Consider the following 19,076-nt stretch of genomic DNA (forward strand, 5'->3'; position numbering starts at 1 on the left):
GTGCTGATACCCATCGGATTCGCGGTCGTGCTGCTGTCGGTGTTCGGAGGCTTCGTGCTCTCCGGCGGCAGCCTGGGCCCGCTGTTCCAGCCGACCGAACTGCTGATGATCGGTGGCGCCGGTCTCGGTGCCTTCATCGCCTCCAACCACGGCAAGGCGCTCAAGGCGACCTTCCGCATCTTCCCGCGCCTGAAACGCTCCAAGCGTTATGACAAGGCTATGTACATGGAGCTGATGGCGCTGCTCTACCGGATTCTGGCCAAGGTCCGGCGCGACGGCATGCTCGGAATCGAGCGGGATATCGACAACCCCGCCGAGAGCGCACTGTTCAGCGAGTATCCCAAGGTGCTCGCCGACCCCATGATCATGAACTTTCTGACCGACTACCTGCGCCTGATGGTCGCCGGCAGCATGGATCCCATGGAGATCGACGAACTGATGCTCCATGAGATCGAGATGTTCGAACAGGAAGCGCATATCCCCGCCGATGCCATCGCCAAGGTCGGCGACGCCATGCCGGCCTTCGGGATCGTGGCCGCGGTCATGGGCGTGGTGAAGGCGCTCAGCGCTTCCGCCGCCGACCCTTCCGAGATGGGCGTGATGATTGCCCACGCTCTGGTCGGCACCTTCCTCGGGATTCTGCTGGGATATGGCTTTATCAGCCCACTGGCCAGCCGCATCGAGCGCCAGACAGGCGAGTCGGTGAAGATGCTGCAATGCCTGCGTGTCACCATGCTGGCCAGCCTGCATGGCTACCCGCCGCAGCTGGCGGTGGAATTCGGCCGCAAGGCGTTGCACACCAGCGAGCGCCCCAGCTTCAAGGAGCTGGAAGATCACGTGCGTGACGCCAAGGCTGGCGCGGGGGCGGCATGAGCAGCGCCGACCAGCGTCGCCCCATCATCATCCGCCGCAAGAAAGTGGTGCATCGTCACCATGGTGGCAGTTGGAAGATCGCCCTGGCCGACTTCATGACCGCACTGATGGCGCTGTTTCTAGTGATGTGGATCCTGTCATCCTCCAGCCGCGAGACCCGCGAGGGGGTCGCCGACTATTTCAGCATGCCGCTGCTGGCGTCGATGACCAACGGTGACAGCGTCGCCATGAGCCCCCAGGTCATTCCTGGAGGCGGCCCCGACGTGACCAGCCAGCAGGGCGAGCGCATGCGCATCGACCTGAAGCGCCAGACCCGGCCCAGCGAGCAACAGCGCCGGGCCTTTCGCAACCTGCAGCAGCGTATCGAGCTGGCCATCCAGCAGGACCCCAAGCTGCGTGGCCTGCGCGATCAACTGCGTTTTGACATGACCCAGGAAGGCCTGCGTATTCAGCTCCTGGACGATGAGCAGCGTCCGATGTTCGCGCTGGGAAGCGATCGGGTGGCGCCCTACCTGCGGGACCTGTTGCGTACCATGGCTCCCCTGCTCAATGACCTGCCCAACGACCTCAGCATCAGCGGCCACACCGATAGCCTGGCCTACCTCAACAGCAACGGTAGCTACAGCAACTGGGAGCTGTCCTCGGACCGCGCCAATGCGTCGCGCCGCGAGCTGATCGGCGGCGGCCTCGACAGTGGCAAGCTGCTGCGCGTGGCCGGTCTGGCCGACCAGGTCGTCATGCCCGACACCCAGGCCGACGACCCGATAAACCGCCGCATCGAGCTGGTGGTGCTGTTTCCCAGTGTGGCCGAGCTGATCCGTCATCCCGGCACGCTGGATCCGCGCTCCACGCCCCCCACCAGCAATGACAACAGGGCACTGATGGCAGGCCCCCTCGAGAACATCGAAGCGCGCTTCCAGGGCGCCCTGGCCAATGCCACGACAGCGCCGTCCGACGAGCCCCACTGACCCCGGGTGACACACGCATGGATATCACCGATTTCTACGACACCTTCTTCGAGGAAGCCGAAGAACTGTTGGCAGACATGGAGCGCCATCTGCTGGAGCTTGACCCGGCGGCGCCGGACACCGAGCAGCTCAACGCCATCTTTCGTGCCGCCCACTCCATCAAGGGCGGCGCCGGCACGTTCGGCTTCGACGTGTTGCAACGCACCACACACCTCTTCGAGAACCTGCTCGACCATACCCGCCGGGGGGAGCTGCGCCTGCGCCCCGACATCGTCGATATCTTTCTGGAAACCAAGGACATGCTCAACGACCAGCTGGACGCCTATCGCAACGAACAGGCGCCGGATCAAGAGGCCTACGAGCGCATCTGCCAGACCCTGAAGACGCTGGCCCTGGAAGAGATCGGCCAGTCTCTGGATGGCGGCCATGAGGCAGCACCAGCGCCAACGCCCGCCACGCCTCCAGAGCCTGAGGCCGCCCCGGCCGAGGACGCGCCCACCCTCCCGAGCGCAGGAGACCAACTGCTAGTCGCGCTGATCGGCGTCGGCGACAAGGACCGGGAACTGCTGGTGGAAGAGCTGGCCCAGCTGGGCGAGGTGGTGGAACAGCGCGGCGATGCCGAGCGCTACGAAGTGGTGTTGTCCACCAGCGTCAGCGCCGAAGATATCGAGGCGGTGATGTGCTTTATCGCCGAGCCAGAGCAGGTAGCGATAAGCACCGCAGCCTCATCCAACGCGGCCGCTGACGTGCACGCGCAGGCAACAGGCAGCGAGCCGGAGGCTTCTTCACCGGGCGCTTCTTCACAGGGCTCTGCTTCCACCGACTCTGCGTCCACATCACAGCCTGCCTCGACGCCCTCTGCCTCTACGCCCTCTGCCTCTACGCCCCCTGCCAAGGGGGCGGCTGGTACCGAGCGCAAGACCAGCGCGAAACCGGCCAAGGAAAACAGCTCCATCAGGGTGTCGGTGGACAAGGTCGACCAGATCATCAACCTGGTCGGTGAGCTGATCATCACCCAGTCCATGCTCGATCAGACGGTCAGCGAGCTGGACGGCGCCGCCGATCCGCGCCTGCTCAACGGGATGAACCTGCTGCAGCGCAATGCCCGGGACCTGCAGGAAGCCGTGATGTCGGTGCGCATGGTGCCCATGGACTATGTCTTCAGCCGCTACCCCAGACTGGTTCGGGACCTGGCCGGCAAGCTCGACAAGGAAGTGGAGCTGACCACCGAAGGCGAGTCCACTGAGCTCGACAAGAGCCTGACCGAACGCATCATCGACCCGCTGACGCACCTGGTTCGCAACAGCCTGGATCACGGTATCGAGTCTCCCCAGACCCGCCTGGCCGCCGGCAAGCCCGCCACCGGACGCCTGACCCTGTCGGCTCAGCACCAGGGCGGCAACATTCTGATCGAGGTGATCGACGACGGTGCCGGACTCGACCGTGAACGCATCCTGGCCAAGGCCAGAGACAGCGGCCTCAGCGTGTCCGACAGCATGAGCGACGATGAGGTCTGGCAGCTGATCTTCGCACCGGGCTTCTCGACCGCCGCCCAGGTCAGCGACGTGTCTGGCCGCGGGGTCGGCATGGACGTGGTCAAACGCAACATCCAGGCCATGGGCGGTCACGTGGAAATTCTGTCGCGCCAGGGCCAGGGCACCACCACCCGCATCGTGCTGCCGCTGACCCTGGCCATCCTCGACGGCATGTCGATCAGGGTCGGCGACGAAACCTTCATCCTGCCCCTGTCGGCGGTGCTGGAGTCGCTGCAGCCGTCCAGGGAGCACCTCTATTCCATGGCCGGCGATGACCAGGTGCTGCAGGTTCGCGACGAATACCTGCCGGTGGTGGCGGTACACGAAGCGCTGGATGTCGCCAATGCCCGAACCGAGATCACCGAGACCATCGCGGTCATCGTCCAGGGCGAGGGCCGCCGCTATGCCCTGCTGGTGGACGACCTGATCGGCCAGCAGCAGGTCGTGGTGAAGAATCTCGAGACCAACTACCGGCGAGTCCCCGGTGTCTCTGCCGCCACCATCCTCGGTGATGGCAGCGTGGCGCTGATCCTCGATATCGCCGATCTGCACCGGCTGCATCGGGAGAAGCGCCAGCGCAAGCCCCGCGACCTCGCTAGCCAGACCGCCTCTCACTCCCTGACGGAGGACCTTTCAGCATGAACCAGCACACCGATCTGGCGGCACAGGCCGCCACCGACCTGAGCCATCGTGAATTTCTGGTGTTTTCCCTCGGTGACGAGGAATACGCCATCGACATCCTCAAGGTTCAGGAGATTCGTGGCTACGAGAACGTCACCCGCATCGCCAACGCTCCGGCCTTCATCAAGGGTGTCACCAACCTGCGTGGCGTGATCGTTCCGATTGTCGACCTGCGCATCAAGTTCCACCTGGAACGCGTGGAGTACGGCGGCCAGACCGTGGTCATCGTGGTCAACGTGGGCACACGGGTGGTCGGCATCGTGGTCGATGCGGTCTCCGACGTCATGACCCTGGCGCCGGACCAGATCAAGCCAGCGCCGGAATTCGGCGTGACCCTGTCGTCGGACTACCTGAGCGGTCTGGGCAGCCTCGATGACCGCATGCTGGTACTGGTGGACATCGACAAGCTGCTGACCAGCGATGAAATGGCCCTGGTCGAGCACGCCGGCGCCAGCGCCTGAACACGCCCCTGACGACTCCAACGCCCCACGGCTGACAAGAAAAGACGCCCCAATAGGAATGGCACGTGAAGCGACTCAACGACATGACGGTAAGACTGAGCTGGACCCTGGTACTCGGCACCTTCGCGCTGCTGGTACTGGTGCTCAGCGGCCTTGGCCTGTACATCACCTCGCTTAGTGAGAATTCGATCCAGCGACTCAATGAAGTCAATGTCGATCAGCAGTCGACGCTCAATCGGGTCAATTCCCAGCAGCTTTTCGTACAGGTGGAGCTGCGCGACATCCAAGCCGGACTGCTCGACGCCGTCTGGCCTGAGGAGCGGGAACCCCTGACCGCCGCCGCCGCCGCGCTGGACGCCCAGCTGGTCCAGCTCAAACAGACCTTTGACGAGTTCATGGCCTTGCCGGCACGGCCCGAACAAGCGGAGCGGATCGCTGCTGTCGAAGCCAGCTTTCATGCTCTGGTCGATGACGGTCTGGCCCCGCAGCAGGCCGCGCTGGCTGCGGGCAATACCGATGCCTTCACCCAGGGTCGCGAGAACCTGATCGGCCTGAGCACAGCCTTCTATACCGCGGCGGTCGACTTCTTCGTAACGGCCGAGCACAACGGTCATGCCCTGTACGACACCTTTCTCGAGCGCATGAGCCTACTGCAATGGGCCATCATTGCGGTACTTGTGATCGCTGCCCTGACCATCGCTGGCGTGCTGTGGGGAGTGACCATCAACGTCATTCGTCCGTTGGGCAGGCTGGTTGGCTACTTCGAAGCCGTGGAGGGAGGACGCCTCGACCAGCAGATTCCTCAGCGCGGCAACAACGAGATCGGCCGTCTTTACGCCTCCCTGGCCAAGATGCAGGCCGGACTCGCCAGTACCGTCGGTGCCGTGCGCGACAGCGGCGACCTGATCTACCGTGGCGCCCAGCATATCGCCAGCGGCAACAACGACCTGTCCGCGCGCACCGAGCAGCAGGCGGCAGCCCTGGAAGAAACCGCCTCGAGCATGGAAGAGCTGTCCTCCACGGTCAGCCAGAACGCCGACAACGCACGCCAGGCCAGCCAGCTGGCCAATGAGGCCAGCAGTGCCGCTGGCCGTGGCGGCGACGTGATGGAATCGGTCGTCACCACCATGCATGACATCCGCTCTGGCTCCCACCGGGTAGCGGACATCGTCGGCACCATCGATGCCATCGCCTTCCAGACCAACATCCTGGCGCTGAATGCGTCGGTGGAAGCCGCCCGTGCCGGTGAACATGGCCGCGGCTTCGCCGTGGTCGCCGAGGAAGTGCGCAAGCTGGCCAGCCGCTCCTCCGAGGCGGCCCGCGAAATTCGCGAGCTGATCGACGCCTCCTTGAGCCAGGTCGGCTCCGGCTCCGAGCTTGTCGATGAAGCCGGCGGGGTCATGCGCGAGCTGGTGAAGGCGGTGACGCGGGTCAGCGACATCATGGACGAAATCGCCTCTGCCACCACCGAACAGAGCCACGGCATCGGCCAGGTCAACGACGCCATCACCCAGATGGAACAGGTCACCCAGCAGAACGCCCAGCTGGTGCAGCAGGCAGCATCGGCCTCCAATCAGCTTGAGGCCGAGGCCAGCCGCCTGACCGCCACCATGAGCCGCTTCCAGCTTGTCGAAAGCGGTGAGCGCCAGCGCCAGGACGACCTCACCCGCTGGATGCCGGCGCTGCGCTCGAGTCAGCGCGATGCCGACGCCAGCCGTCACTCGCAACAGCGCAACGAACACGCCAGCAGTACCACCAGCCGCGCAGACGGCAATGCGAGTGAAGAGGAGTGGGAGTCATTCTGACGCCCTGACCAGAACCGCGCTGGCGTGCCCCTAAACACCCAGCGCGGAGCCCAAAAAGAAACACATAAGAACACCGCCACGCAGGGGGCATGATGCGCAACAATCAACCCACGACACAACGAGAGTTCGTCCTCGACGACGAGCACTTCCTGATCTCCCGTACCGACCTTCAGGGCCGTATCACCTACGCCAACCCGGCGTTCGTCGAGGTCAGCGGCTTCGCCCGTGACGAGCTGATCGGCGCCCATCACAACCTGGTGCGCCACCCGGACATGCCGCCAGCGGCCTTTGCCGATCTGTGGAAGACCCTGAAGGCTGGGCGCAACTGGCAAGGCCTGGTCAAGAACCGGCGCAAGAATGGCGACTTCTACTGGGTCAAGGCCAGCGTATCTCCGCTGGAAGAAGGCGGAGAGGTCGTGGGGTACGCCTCTGTCCGTACCAAGGCCTCTGCCGATGAGGTGGCGCTTGCCGAGCGCGCCTACGCGGACTACCACGCGGGCAAGCGTCGCCCTCGCTTCGTCCTGCGCCAGGGTGAGCTGAAGCGACGTGGCCTGCTGGGCGCCCTGGGCCGCCTGAACCTGACCAGCATGAAGGCCCGCCTGATTGGCCTGATCGGCGTCGCCGTGCTGCTGCTGGCCACCAGCGGCGCGGTGGGTCTGTACGCCGAGCGTCAGGCGGAAAGCCACCTGGCCGCCATTCACCAGGATGGCCTGCAGGACGTGGCCCGGCTGCAGCGCATGGATCAGCTGATCACCCAGGGCTACCAGTCGCTGGTCGGCAAGGAACGCATGGCGCTGATGGACAAGCGCGAAGAGCATGCCGCCAACCTGGCGGGCATTCAGGAAAGCCTGACGAAGCTATGGGACGGCTATCACGCCCGTGAGGTCAACCAGACCGCGCTGGCGGACGCCTTCGACACCCAGTTGAACGACTATCTGGAAGAAGGCCTCGGCGCCTCCATCGATATCCTGTCCGGTGATGACAGCTACGAAGTGTTTGTGGCCCTGCCCAATCATATCGGCGGTGTGGAGGCCCAGGGCAAGGCGCTGTCGAATCGCGTTACCAGTCTGATCCAGGACAAGCAGGCGTCCGCCAATGCCCTGGCCATGCAGGCCAACCAGATGCAGCAAAATATGCTGATGGTGCTCGCCGGCGTTCTCGGCGCAGGCCTGTTGCTGTTGGTGCTGATTGGCACCCTGACCCTGCGCGCCATGCTCAAGCCACTGCGCGATGTGCAGCGCTTCAGCCTGCAGATCGCCTCCGGCAATCTCGGTGCCCAGGTCCCGCGTGCCCGCCGCGATGAGTTTGGCCAGGTCGTCTCTGGCCTCGACGTCATGCGCAAGAGCCTCGGCAGCATCGTCGGCGACGTCAACCGCGCCATCGCCCAAGTCACGCCTGCGGTGGGTGAGATCGCGCGTGGCAACGAAGACCTGTCGGCACGTACCGAACAGCAGGCGTCGTCGTTGCAGCAGACCGCCGCCAGCATGGAAGAGATGACCACCACGGTGGCCCATAACAGCGACAACGCCCGTCAGGCCAGCGGCCTGGCCTCTGACAACGCTGAACGGACCCAGGCCACCGGCGAGCTGATGCAGCGCCTGGTCGGCAACATGGGGGAGATCACCGAAGGGTCACGCAAGATGGCCGAGATCATCTCGACCATCGATGCCATCGCCTTCCAGACCAACATCCTGGCACTGAACGCCTCGGTCGAAGCCGCCCGTGCCGGTGAGCAAGGCCGTGGCTTTGCGGTGGTGGCCGGAGAGGTGCGCACCCTGGCCGGGCGCTCCGCCGATGCCGCCAGCGAAATTCGGGCACTGATCGACGATGCCAACCAGCGCGTGGATGGCGGTGCCGCTCTGGTACGTCAAGCCGAGGCATCCATGACCGAGGTCATGGAAGCCACCACCCGGGTTAATGACATCATGGCGGAGATAACCGCAGCGTCCAACGAGCAGAGCAACGGCATCGTGCAAATCAATCAGGCCGTCGCCGAAATGGACCAGGTCACCCAGCAGAACGCCGCTCGGGTGCAGACGTCCGCCGCTGCCGCCATGCGCTTGCGGGATCACAGTGAGGCGCTGTCGTTCGCTATCCGCGCCTTCCGTCTCAAGGGCGCCGTGCGCGAAGAGGTCAGTGAACAGCCCGACACCACACGCCGCCCGGCTGCCAACGAGCCAGCGCCCTCCCGCGCAGCTCCTGCGGCCCCATCATCACACCACGAGGAGTGGGAAGCCTTTTGAACGACCCCCTGGCAGCCTCTATCAGCGGTCAACCGAGCGAGGCCATGGCCTCGCTCGAGCGCGACCTGCTGTTGACCGAACGAGACTTTTCTCGCATTCGTCAGCTGATCTACGAGCGGGCCGGTATCGTGCTGGCCGAGCACAAGCGCGAGATGGTCTACAGCCGTCTGGCCAAGCGCCTGCGCCATCACGGCCTGGTACGCTTCAGTGACTACCTGGAGCGGCTCGAACAGCGCCCGGACGCCAGGGAATGGGAAGCCTTCACCAACGCCCTGACCACCAACCTCACGGCCTTCTTCCGTGAGGCCCACCATTTTCCCTTGCTGGCAGAGCACGCTCGTCAGCGCTCCGGCGGCTACCGCGTCTGGAGCGCCGCCGCCTCTACCGGCGAGGAGCCCTACTCCATCGCCATGACCTTGAGCGATGCCCTTGGCGGCAACACCGCCAATCTGGAGGTCATCGCCACCGATATCGATACCGAGGCCCTGGCCCGCGCCCGGGCCGGGGTCTACAGCATCGAGCAGCTGTCGCGGCTTGACCCGGCCCTGCTGAGGCGCCACTTCCTGCGGGGAAAGGGACGTCAGGAGGGTATGGCTCGAGTCCATCCCGAGCTCAGCCGTCGGGTCAGCTTCAACGCCCTCAACCTGCTCTCGCCCAGCTGGGGGCTGGAGGGGCGTTTTGACGCCATCTTCTGTCGTAACGTCATGATTTATTTCGACAAGCCAACCCAAAAGCGCATCCTCGAGCGATTTGCCCCCCTGCTCAAGCCCGACGGTCTGCTGTTCGCCGGACATTCCGAGAACTTTTCCCAGATCACCGCCGCCTTCCGCCTGCGCGGGCAGACGGTCTACCAGTTGCCAGGCGCCCTGACAGACGTCTAAAGATCGGCGCGCGCCTGCCGATAATCCTGGCATGGACCACCCAGAGGAGAGCGGCTTGAGTGCCCCCAAGATCAAGGTGTTGTGCGTCGATGATTCGGCACTGATTCGCAACCTGCTCAAGGAAATCATCCAATCCCAGCCGGATATGGAAGTGGTGGCAGTGGCGCCGGATCCCCTGGTGGCGCGCGATTTGATCAAGCGCCACGACCCGGACGTGCTGACGCTGGACGTGGAAATGCCGCGCATGGACGGGCTCGACTTTCTCGAGCGCCTGATGCGGCTGCGACCGATGCCCGTGCTGATGGTGTCGTCACTGACCCAGGCCGGCTCGGACATCACCCTGCGGGCGCTTGAGCTTGGCGCGCTGGATTTTGTGGCCAAGCCGACCCTTGGCATCCGCGACGGCATGCTCGACTACGCCAATGACATTGCCGACAAGCTACGCGCTGCTGCGCGCTCTCGGCCGCGTCAGACCAAGCCTCGGGAAGCCCCACCACAGCGCCTTTCGGCACCCATCATCGGCAGCGAAAAGCTGGTCGCCATCGGGGCCTCCACCGGCGGCACCGAAGCCATTCGGCAGGTGCTCGAGCCACTGCCTGCCGCCAGCCCGGCGATCATCATCACTCAGCACATGCCTGGGGGCTTTACCCGCTCCTTCGCTGAACGCCTCGACCGGCTGTGCCAGATCGCCGTCAAGGAAGCCAGCGACGGCGAGCGCCTGTTGCCGGGCCATGCCTATATCGCCCCCGGCGATCATCACCTGGAACTCGCCCGCAGCGGTGCCAACTACATCGCGCGACTTCACGCAGGCCCACCGGTCAACCGTCACCGCCCCTCGGTGGACGTGATGTTCGACTCCGTGGCACGCCTGGCGGGTGCCAATGCCGTCGGCGTGCTGCTGACCGGCATGGGCAAGGACGGTGCGGCGGGCCTATTGCGCATGCGCGAAGCCGGCGCCAAGACCCTCGCCCAGGACGAAGCCAGCTGTGTGGTGTTCGGCATGCCGCGGGAAGCCATCGCCCTGGGCGGCGCCACGGAAGTGATTGCATTGCCCGACGTCGCGCCGCGCATCCTGGCCCTGGTGGCCGCAGCAGGGCGCGCCCAACGTGTTTGATCATCGCCCTGGGCAGGGCGCCGTCAGCTAGAGGACTCTACCGTGGCAAGACTTCATCATATTCGCCTGCACACCCTGATGGTGGCGATGCTCGCCAGCCTGCTCGTGGCGGCCATTGTCGGCCTCGGGATCGGCATGCTGAGCAGCCACAAGGCCGCCCAGACCCTGTCGCTGCTCAATCGTATCAACGTCGAGCAGCTCAACGCCGTCAGCCGCGGTGACGCGCTGCTCAATGAGGCCCTGCTGGAAGTGGAAGTGGCCTCAGGCGGCGTCAACCAGGAACTGGTGTCCGGACTTGGCCATGCCAGGGAGCTGGTCGAACGCGCCAGGACCCACTTCGAACGCTTTGCCGCCGTGCCACGCACCGCCCAGGGAGACGCCACGGGGCAGTTGATCGAGGACCGCTATCCCCAGGTTATCGAGGGCGCGGTGATGCTGATCGACGCGCTGGAAGCCGGCGACATGACGCGCTTCACCGCGGGCAGCCGTCAACTGGCACCGCAGCTTGACGCCCTCAACGACGTGCTCGACGACTTCAGTCACTACGCCGACCGCCGTGGCGATGTCATCAAGGCCGACTTCGAACGCCAGGTGGCCACGGACCGCCTGCTCGAGATCGCTGCCCTGGTGATGATCCTGCTGGCGGTGCTGGGCGCCTACCTGCTGCTGCGAAGCCTGGTGATCAAACCGCTCAAGCGCGCGGTGAGTACCCTGGACGCGATCGCCCACGCCGACCTCTCCCAGCCCATCGAGGTGCGCGGCAACAACGAGATCAGCCAGCTGTTCGCCGCCATGCACCAGATGCAGGCCAAGCTGGGCCAGACCGTCAGCGAGGTTCGCCATGGAGGAACTCGCATGGCCGACGCCAGTCGCGAGATCGCCGCTGGCAATGTCGACCTGTCGGCACGCACCGAACAGCAGGCGGCATCGATCGAACAGACCGCCGCCAGCATGGACGAACTGACCACCACCGTTGCCCAGAATGCCGATAATGCAGGCCAGGCGCGACATCTGGCGAGCCAGGCGTCGACCACCGCCGAGCAGGGCGGAGACGTGGTCGGGCGGGTGGTCGAGACGATGGAGACCATCAGCCAGGATTCCCGTCAGATCAGCGATATCACCGGGATGATCGACGCCATTGCCTTCCAGACCAACATTCTGGCGCTGAATGCCTCGGTGGAAGCCGCCAGGGCCGGCGAGCAGGGCCGTGGCTTCGCGGTCGTCGCCGGCGAGGTGCGCAGCCTGGCCAGCCGCAGCGCCGAGGCGGCAGGACGTATCAAGACGCTGATCGAGACATCCACCCAGCGTATCGACGGGGGCACCCAGCTGGCACGCCAGGCCGGTGACACCATGGCTGAGGTGGTCAACGCCGTGCGCCGGGTCCACGACATTGTCGACGAGATCGCCGTGGCCTCCCGCGAGCAGAGCGAGGGTATCGGCCAGATCGGACAGGCCGTCACCCAGCTCGACCAGACCACCCAGCAAAATGCAGCGCTGGTACAGCAGGTATCCCGCGCCGCCGAAGACCTGGCCATCCAGGCCCGCCAGCTGGCCACGACGGTAGCCATCTTCCAGCTGCCCGACGATAGCAACGCCGAGCTTTCCCAGCGTGCCCCGGAACCGGCCGCGGACGCGCCAACGCTTGCTGACGCAAGACCGCGCAACGACGAGTCGGCGCCCCCCGCGACACGCACCGCACAACGACACGAAGAAACCGAATGGGAGGCCTTCTAGGCCCCCTCCTCCCCAAGCGAACGATGAGGAACCTGATTCATGGCCGACAAGAACATGCGCATTCTGGTGGTGGACGATTTTCCCACCATGCGACGTATCGTGCGCAGCCTGCTCAAGGAACTGGGCTTCACCAATGTAGAAGAAGCCGAGGACGGACAGGACGGGCTCAACAAGCTGCGTGAAGGCGGCTACGACTTTGTCGTCTCCGACTGGAACATGCCGAACCTGGACGGCCTCGAGATGCTCAAGACCATCCGCGGCGACGACAGTCTGAAGGCACTGCCGGTGTTGATGGTGACCGCCGAGGCCAAGAAGGAAAACATCATTGCCGCGGCCCAGGCTGGCGCCAACGGCTATGTGGTCAAGCCCTTCACCGCCGCCACCCTGGAAGAAAAGCTGAATAAGATCTTCGAAAAGCTCGGCATGTGACGCCAAGGCGTCACCAGGAGACAACGATGACACACCCGCAGATCGCCAGCGCCAACTCCGGTGCACAAGGCGACGACCTGGTCCAGCGCATTGGCCAGCTGACCCGCATGCTGCGCGAAAGCATGCGTGAGCTGGGCCTGGACAAGGAGATCGAAAAGGCCGCAGAGGCCATCCCCGACGCTCGTGATCGTCTCAGCTACGTGGCCAGCATGACGGAGCAGGCCGCAGAACGTTCACTCAACGCCATCGATCGCGCCCAGCCTCTGCAGGATAGCCTGAGCGAGCATGCCCAGGCCCTGGACGAGCGCTGGCAGGCCTGGTTCGACGCTCCCAAGGAGCTGGACGACGCCCGCGACCTGGTCAGCGACACTCGCGCCTACCTGGCGATGGTGCCGGAAAACACCCAGGCCACCCAGAAGGAGCTGCTGGAAATCTTGATGGCACAGGATTTTCAGGACCTCACTGGCCAGGTGATCAAGCGCATGATGGACGTCATCCGTGAGATCGAGGACCAGCTGGTGCAGGTGCTCATCGACAATGTGCCTGATACGGATGCCCGCGACAGCCTGCGGCGGCGCAACGAGGACTCGCTGCTCAACGGCCCGCAGATCAAGCCGGAAAGCAGCGACGTGGTGGCCAGTCAGGACCAGGTCGACGATCTGCTGGACGAGCTTGGCTTCTAAGCTCACGCCGTTGTCCATACGCCTGGTGACAGGCCTGACGCCCGCGTGATCGCCGACGACATCGTTCGGCTGCGGCGCTGATCCGGCGTCTGACCGTCCTTCCCAGGAATGTCTCTGGGCTTACCTCCATCCGGGGGTAAGCCTGCGTTCTCGTCATCTTTTCGAGCCTTTGATCTGGCTAACAGCGGCGACAATGGGTCATACCAGAATCTGTGCCCATTGACTGCCCATGGCCGATAGCGCGAGCGATCAGGAAAAGACCGAAGAGGCCACCCCCCGGCGCCTGGAGAAGGCCAGGGAGGAGGGCCAGGTAGCCCGTTCCCGCGAGCTGGCCACCTTTATGCTGCTGCTGGGCGGCGTGGTCGGGCTGTGGTCGATGGGTGCCATGCTCTACGGTCAGCTAGGTTCGGTCATGGAGCAGGCCTTCTTGTTCGAGCGGCGCGAGGCCATGGAAACCATGCCGATGCTGTCCCAGGCCCTCGACCTGGGTAGCCGCACCCTGATCAGCCTGATTCCCCTGTTCCTGCTGCTGACACTGATCGCGCTGGTGGCGCCGGCGCTGCTGGGAGGCTGGCTGGTGTCGGCCAAGTCGCTCAAGCCGCAGCTGTCCAAGCTCAACCCCGCCAAGGGGCTCAAGCGGATGTTCTCGACCCACGCCCTGGCAGAGCTGGCCAAGGCCATTGCCAAGTCGGTACTGGTCGGCGGCGTCGGCCTGGGCTACGTCTATCTGCATAAGGGCGATGCGCTGGGCCTGATGGAGATGCCGATCGCCGCCGCCCTGGCCGCAGCGATGCGCATGGCGGCCGAAGCCAGCGCCTTGATGGTGCTGACCCTGGTGGTGGTGATCCTGATCGATGTGCCGTATCAGCTCTGGAGCCATGCCAAGAAGCTGCGCATGAGCAAGGAAGAGATCAAGCAGGAACACAAGGAATCCGAGGGCGACCCCCAGGTCAAGGGCCGCATTCGTCAGCAGCAGCAGGCCATGGCCCGCGGACGCATGATGAGCAAGGTGCCCGAGGCCGATGTGGTCGTGACCAACCCCACCCACTTCGCCGTGGCCTTGAGTTACCGCGAGGGCAACATGGGCGCGCCGCGGGTGGTGGCCAAGGGAGCCGACGCGGTGGCCGCACGCATCCGCGACCTGGCCCAGGAGGCTGGGGTGCCGCTGCTGGAGGCGCCGCCACTGGCAAGAACGCTCTACCGCCACGTGGATCTCGATCGCGAGATCCCCATGGCGCTGTATACCGCCGTGGCTGAGGTGCTGGCCTGGGCCTTCGGCCTCAAGCGAGCCGCCAGCGAGGGCGAGGCCCCGCCCCCTGCCCCCACGGCCATCGCCGTTCCCGACGAGCTGGCCGTGGCCGCCGATGCGCCCGAACAGGACGTGACTACCGATGAGAGACAGCCATGACCGCTGACACCAGCACCCGATCCAGGCTTGACGGAGCTCGCGGATGAAGTCGTTTTCCCAGTATCTGACGCGCCGCGACTGGATGGCCGAGGTGCCAATGAAGGTGCTGGCCGGGCCGCTGCTGATCATCATGATCCTGTCGATGATGATCCTGCCGCTGCCGCCCTTCGCGCTGGATCTGTTCTTCACCTTCAACATCGCCCTGGCGGTGATGGTGCTGCTGGTCAGCATGTTCACCGAGAAGCCGCTGGACTTCGCTGCCTTCCCGGCGGTGCTGCTGTTCACCACCCTGCTCAGGCTGTCACTCAACGTCGCCTCGACCCGGGTCGTGCTGATGAATGGCCACGAAGGTGGAGACGCCGCGGGCAAGGTGATCGAGGCCTTCGGCCAGTTCCTGGTCGGCGGCAATTTCGCCGTGGGGCTGGTGGTCTTCCTGATCCTGGTGATCATCAACTTCATGGTCATCACCAAGGGCGCGGGGCGTATCGCCGAAGTGGGCGCTCGCTTCATGCTGGATGCCATGCCCGGCAAGCAGATGGCCATCGACGCCGATCTCAACGCCGGCTTGATCGGCGAGGAAGACGCCAAGCGTCGGCGTGCCGAAGTGGCCCAGGAAGCCGACTTCTACGGCTCCATGGATGGTGCCAGCAAGTTCGTGCGCGGCGACGCTATGGCGGGCCTGGTGATCATGGTGGTCAACGTCCTTGGTGGCCTGATGATCGGCCTGATGCAGTACGACATGGCCTTTTCCGACGCCGCTCGCACTTACATCCTGCTGACCATTGGCGACGGTCTGGTTGCCCAGATCCCGGCCCTGGTCATCTCCACCGCCGCCGGCGTCACGGTCTCACGGGTCAACACCGACCAGGACGTGGGCCAGCAGATGATCAGCCAGCTGTTCGTCAATCCCAAGGTACTGCTGCTGGCCGCTGGAGTGATGGGCCTGCTCGGTCTTGTGCCGGGCATGCCCAACCTGGTCTTCCTGCTGTTCACGGGTCTGCTGGCAGGACTTGCCTGGTGGCTGTCGCGGCAGTCCGAGAAACGCCTGGTGGAAGAGCAGGAAAGCGCAACGCCGGCACCTCCCACCGAAGCCCCGGAGGCCAGCTGGGATGATGTGCAGCTGGTCGACACCCTGGGTCTTGAGGTGGGACATCGCTTGATTCCCCTGGTCGATGCCCGCCAGCAGGGTGAGCTGCTGGGGCGGATCAAGAGTGTGCGCAAGAAGTTTGCCCAGGAAGTCGGCTTTCTTCCACCGGTGGTCCATATTCGCGACAACCTGGAGCTCGACGCCTCGACCTATCGCGTCACCCTCAAGGGGGCAGAGATCGGCCGCGCCGAAGCCTGGCCAGGCCGCTGGCTGGCCATCGACCCCGGTCAGGTGTCCGGCGAGCTGGAAGGCACGCCGACCCAGGACCCCGCCTTTGGCCTGCCTGCCATCTGGATCGATGCCAGCCAGCGTGAGCGCGCTCAGGTCTATGGCTACACCGTGGTCGACGCCAGCACCGTAGTGGCCACCCACCTCAATCACCTGCTGCATCGTCATGCGTCCGAGATGCTGGGTCGCCAGGAAGTACAGAAACTGCTCGACAAGCTGGGCAGTGAACAGAAGTCACTGGTGGAAGAGGTGGTTCCCAAGGCGCTATCACTGACCGCGTTCACCCGGGTATTGCAGCAGCTGCTGGACGAGGATGTGTCGATCCGCGACCTGCGCACGATTCTCGATACCCTGGCAGAGCACGCTACTCATCAACAGGACCCCACCGAGCTGACGGCGCTGGTGAGGATTGCCCTGGGCCGGGCCATCACCGAGCAGTGGTTTGCCGGCCAGGCGTCCCTCAACGTCATCGGCCTCGAACCTCAGCTGGAGCAGGTACTGAATCAGGCGATGAACGGCAACGGTGCGCTCGAACCGGGGCTGGCCCAGACCCTGATGGACCAGACCGAGGCCGCCCTGGCTCGTCACGAAGCGACCGGCGAGCCGCCGGTCCTGGTGGTATCGCCGAACATGCGTCCAGTGCTGGCGCGCTTCCTGCGTCGGCGCCTGCGTCACCTGGTGGTGATGTCCCAGGCCGAAATTCCAGACGACAGGCTACTGCGCGTCACTCATCAAGTGGGGGGCATGTGAACCGCTTCCTGCGTCGCACCGTTAGCGCTGCCGCTGTGGCCATCGCGGTCGTGCTGGCAAGTGCCACCGCCGTGGCCTTTCCGGGCGCCTGGACCGCCAGTGCTCCGCGCCTGTCCGTCGCCTCCAGCCAACTGGAGCGTGATTCAGCGGCGCTGGCACCGCCCGCCGGACACGCCGATGGTGTCGTCGAGCGAGTGGTCTGGCGCTATCGTCAGGCCCCTGGCGCAGGCCTGTTGGCACGCCTGTGCCACGGCCATCGCTGCGTACGCCTGAACGCCGCGCGTGGCAGCACCGAGGCCTTTGCCGGGCTCGCCGCCGCCGGCCCCTTCGTCTTTCGTTTTCGTCTGGCGGAGGGTGCGCCACCGCAGACGGTCGAGGGCATGACCGTGATCGTCAATCACCGTTGACGCTGTCGCCGAGGACAATGCCATGTACACCGCTCAAGGCAGAATGGAGCACCAATCCCAGCTTGAGGCCTACCTTCCCATGGTGCGCCGACAGGCTCTGGCGCTGCAGGTCAAACTCCCCGCCGGGGTGGACCTGGACGACCTGATTCAGGCTGGCATCGTCGGTCTGCTGGAAGCCCTGGGGCGCTTTGACGCCAGCCAGGGCGCCCAGTTCTCGACCTTTGCCAGCCAGCGCGTACGCGGCGCCATGCTGGACGAACTGCGCAGCCGCGACTGGCTGCCGCGCAGTGTGCGGCGCCAGGCGAGGGCCCTGGATCAAGCCACCCGGGAGCTGCAGCAACGCCTGGGCCGCGCCCCCGAAGAGCATGAAATAGCGGCCGCCCTTGATATGGACCTGGTCAGCTATCGGCGCTTGCTCGGCGACGTCAACAACGGCCAGCTGATGCCCTTCGAGGAACTGCTGGCCGAAGGCAACGAGCACCGTTTCAGCGACCAGATTGCTGCTGCGCCGCTGGCAGACCTGTTGGACGGAGAGCGCCGCGAGGCCCTGGTCGAAGCGATTGCCGCCCTGCCAGAGCGCGAGCAGCTGTTGATGGGGCTCTACTATCAGGAAGAGCTCAACCTGAAGGAGATCGGCGCCGTGCTGGGGGTCAGCGAATCGCGGGTGTGTCAGCTCCACAGCCAGGCCGTCAGCCGTCTGCGGGGCTATCTCGCCGACTACTGAGGCGCTGGTGCAAGGCCCTCTGAAGTCACCCTGTGGGCAAGAGTGTCCCGCTTTCACTCGCGCTCAAACATAGCCAGCTCTTATCAGGATCATCAGGCCATTCAATTTATCCTATCGTCCGAATCTGCGTAAGGTATGCCCTGTCTTCAGACAACACACCCATCGCTCAAAGGAGACGGGAATGTCCCTGATCAACACCGAAGTCAAGCCGTTCAAGGCCACCGCTTACCACAATGGCGAGTTTGTCGACGTCACCAGCGACAACCTGAAGGGCCAGTGGAGCGTCGTCTTCTTCTATCCGGCCGACTTCACCTTCGTCTGCCCGACCGAGCTTGGTGATCTGGCGGACAACTACGAAGAGTTCAAGAAGCTGGGCGTGGAAATCTACAGCGTTTCCACCGACACCCACTTCACCCACAAGGCGTGGCACGACAGCTCCGAGACCATCGGCAAGCTGCAGTTCCCGATGATTGCTGACCCGACTCTGACCATTTCGCGCAACTTTGAAGTGCTGATCGAAGAAGACGGTCTGGCTGAGCGTGGCACCTTCGTCATCGATCCGGAAGGCAAGATCCAGATCGTCGAGATCAACGCTGGCAACATCGGCCGTAATGCCGAAGAGCTGCTGCGCAAGGTCAAGGCTGCTCAGTACGTCGCCGCTCACCCGAACGAAGTGTGCCCGGCGAAGTGGAAGGAAGGCGAAGAGACTCTCGCTCCGTCTCTGGACCTGGTCGGCAAGATCTAAACCTCGCCGATATGCAGTACGGCGCCTCCTGCGAGGCGCCTGTCATCCCGCTGGGATGATCTCCCTTTTCCCCACCGGGCTCCTCGTCCCGGTCATCCTACCAGTCGCGCAAGCGAGATCGGGTCCCTGCGGGTTTGGAGGGGTTCGGTGGGGATTCTGCGGCCTGCTCAACGCCCACGCAGCTTGCGCTCAAGCGCGTGACCGAGTGAAGCCGAGTCCGCCGCAGAGTTTTACTTTCCCATAGATACCAGGATTGCCGC

16 protein-coding genes are annotated in these 19,076 nt (G+C 64.6%); all 16 read left to right on the forward strand.

Annotated features, from left to right (window positions below; translation table 11 throughout):
* Nucleotides 1-873, forward strand: coding sequence for a flagellar motor stator protein MotA (motA, locus tag JF545_RS10290; RefSeq protein ID WP_206941906.1), 873 nt, complete (start codon nucleotides 1-3; stop codon nucleotides 871-873).
* The gene (gene motB / locus JF545_RS10295; protein ID WP_206941907.1) at nucleotides 870-1,841 is read left to right on the forward strand and encodes a flagellar motor protein MotB; all 972 of its coding nucleotides are present in this window, start codon (nucleotides 870-872) and stop codon (nucleotides 1,839-1,841) included. Before motA ends, motB begins: the two co-directional genes overlap by 4 nt.
* 17 nt (nucleotides 1,842-1,858) lie before the next feature.
* Nucleotides 1,859-4,018 (forward strand): chemotaxis protein CheA, encoded by a 2,160-nt coding sequence (gene cheA, locus JF545_RS10300; protein ID WP_206941908.1) that lies wholly within the window; start codon nucleotides 1,859-1,861, stop codon nucleotides 4,016-4,018.
* Nucleotides 4,015-4,518: a chemotaxis protein CheW gene (gene cheW / locus JF545_RS10305; protein ID WP_206941909.1), complete on the forward strand. Its 504-nt coding sequence runs from the start codon at nucleotides 4,015-4,017 to the stop codon at nucleotides 4,516-4,518. Before cheA ends, cheW begins: the two co-directional genes overlap by 4 nt.
* A gap of 65 nt (nucleotides 4,519-4,583) precedes the next feature.
* Entirely contained in the window at nucleotides 4,584-6,323 is a 1,740-nt protein-coding gene (locus JF545_RS10310; RefSeq protein ID WP_347401325.1) for a methyl-accepting chemotaxis protein, read from the forward strand.
* A gap of 92 nt (nucleotides 6,324-6,415) precedes the next feature.
* Nucleotides 6,416-8,566 carry a methyl-accepting chemotaxis protein gene (locus JF545_RS10315; protein ID WP_206941910.1) on the forward strand — a complete coding sequence of 717 codons (2,151 nt, stop codon included), beginning with the start codon at nucleotides 6,416-6,418 and terminating at the stop codon, nucleotides 8,564-8,566.
* A gap of 44 nt (nucleotides 8,567-8,610) precedes the next feature.
* Entirely contained in the window at nucleotides 8,611-9,447 is an 837-nt protein-coding gene (locus JF545_RS10320; protein ID WP_206942557.1) for a CheR family methyltransferase, read from the forward strand.
* Nucleotides 9,448-9,502: 55 nt separating this feature from the next.
* Nucleotides 9,503-10,561: a protein-glutamate methylesterase/protein-glutamine glutaminase gene (locus tag JF545_RS10325; RefSeq protein WP_277987381.1), complete on the forward strand. Its 1,059-nt coding sequence runs from the start codon at nucleotides 9,503-9,505 to the stop codon at nucleotides 10,559-10,561.
* Nucleotides 10,562-10,603: 42 nt separating this feature from the next.
* A complete protein-coding gene (locus tag JF545_RS20145; RefSeq protein ID WP_206941912.1) occupies nucleotides 10,604-12,295 on the forward strand; it encodes a methyl-accepting chemotaxis protein in 1,692 nt (563 codons plus the stop codon).
* A gap of 39 nt (nucleotides 12,296-12,334) precedes the next feature.
* Nucleotides 12,335-12,724, forward strand: a complete 390-nt coding sequence (gene cheY / locus JF545_RS10335) for a chemotaxis response regulator CheY (protein WP_206941913.1) — start codon at nucleotides 12,335-12,337, stop codon at nucleotides 12,722-12,724.
* 26 nt (nucleotides 12,725-12,750) lie between these two features.
* Entirely contained in the window at nucleotides 12,751-13,407 is a 657-nt protein-coding gene (cheZ, locus tag JF545_RS10340; RefSeq protein WP_206941914.1) for a protein phosphatase CheZ, read from the forward strand.
* Nucleotides 13,408-13,636: 229 nt separating this feature from the next.
* Nucleotides 13,637-14,815: a flagellar biosynthesis protein FlhB gene (gene flhB / locus JF545_RS10345; RefSeq protein ID WP_206941916.1), complete on the forward strand. Its 1,179-nt coding sequence runs from the start codon at nucleotides 13,637-13,639 to the stop codon at nucleotides 14,813-14,815.
* A 43-nt stretch (nucleotides 14,816-14,858) separates the two neighbouring features.
* Nucleotides 14,859-16,940 carry a flagellar biosynthesis protein FlhA gene (gene flhA, locus JF545_RS10350; protein ID WP_206941918.1) on the forward strand — a complete coding sequence of 694 codons (2,082 nt, stop codon included), beginning with the start codon at nucleotides 14,859-14,861 and terminating at the stop codon, nucleotides 16,938-16,940.
* Nucleotides 16,937-17,347 carry a flagellar protein FlhE gene (locus JF545_RS19930; RefSeq protein ID WP_206941920.1) on the forward strand — a complete coding sequence of 137 codons (411 nt, stop codon included), beginning with the start codon at nucleotides 16,937-16,939 and terminating at the stop codon, nucleotides 17,345-17,347. The genes flhA and JF545_RS19930 overlap by 4 nt, the downstream gene beginning before the upstream one ends.
* Nucleotides 17,348-17,369: 22 nt before the next feature.
* A complete protein-coding gene (locus tag JF545_RS10360; RefSeq protein WP_206941922.1) occupies nucleotides 17,370-18,071 on the forward strand; it encodes an RNA polymerase sigma factor FliA in 702 nt (233 codons plus the stop codon).
* A gap of 181 nt (nucleotides 18,072-18,252) precedes the next feature.
* A complete protein-coding gene (ahpC, locus tag JF545_RS10365) occupies nucleotides 18,253-18,816 on the forward strand; it encodes an alkyl hydroperoxide reductase subunit C (protein WP_206941923.1) in 564 nt (187 codons plus the stop codon).
* Nucleotides 18,817-19,076 lie beyond the last annotated feature (260 nt).

The sequence above is a fragment of the Halomonas litopenaei genome, assembly GCF_017303055.1.
Classification (GTDB): Bacteria; Pseudomonadota; Gammaproteobacteria; order Pseudomonadales; family Halomonadaceae; genus Halomonas; species Halomonas litopenaei_A.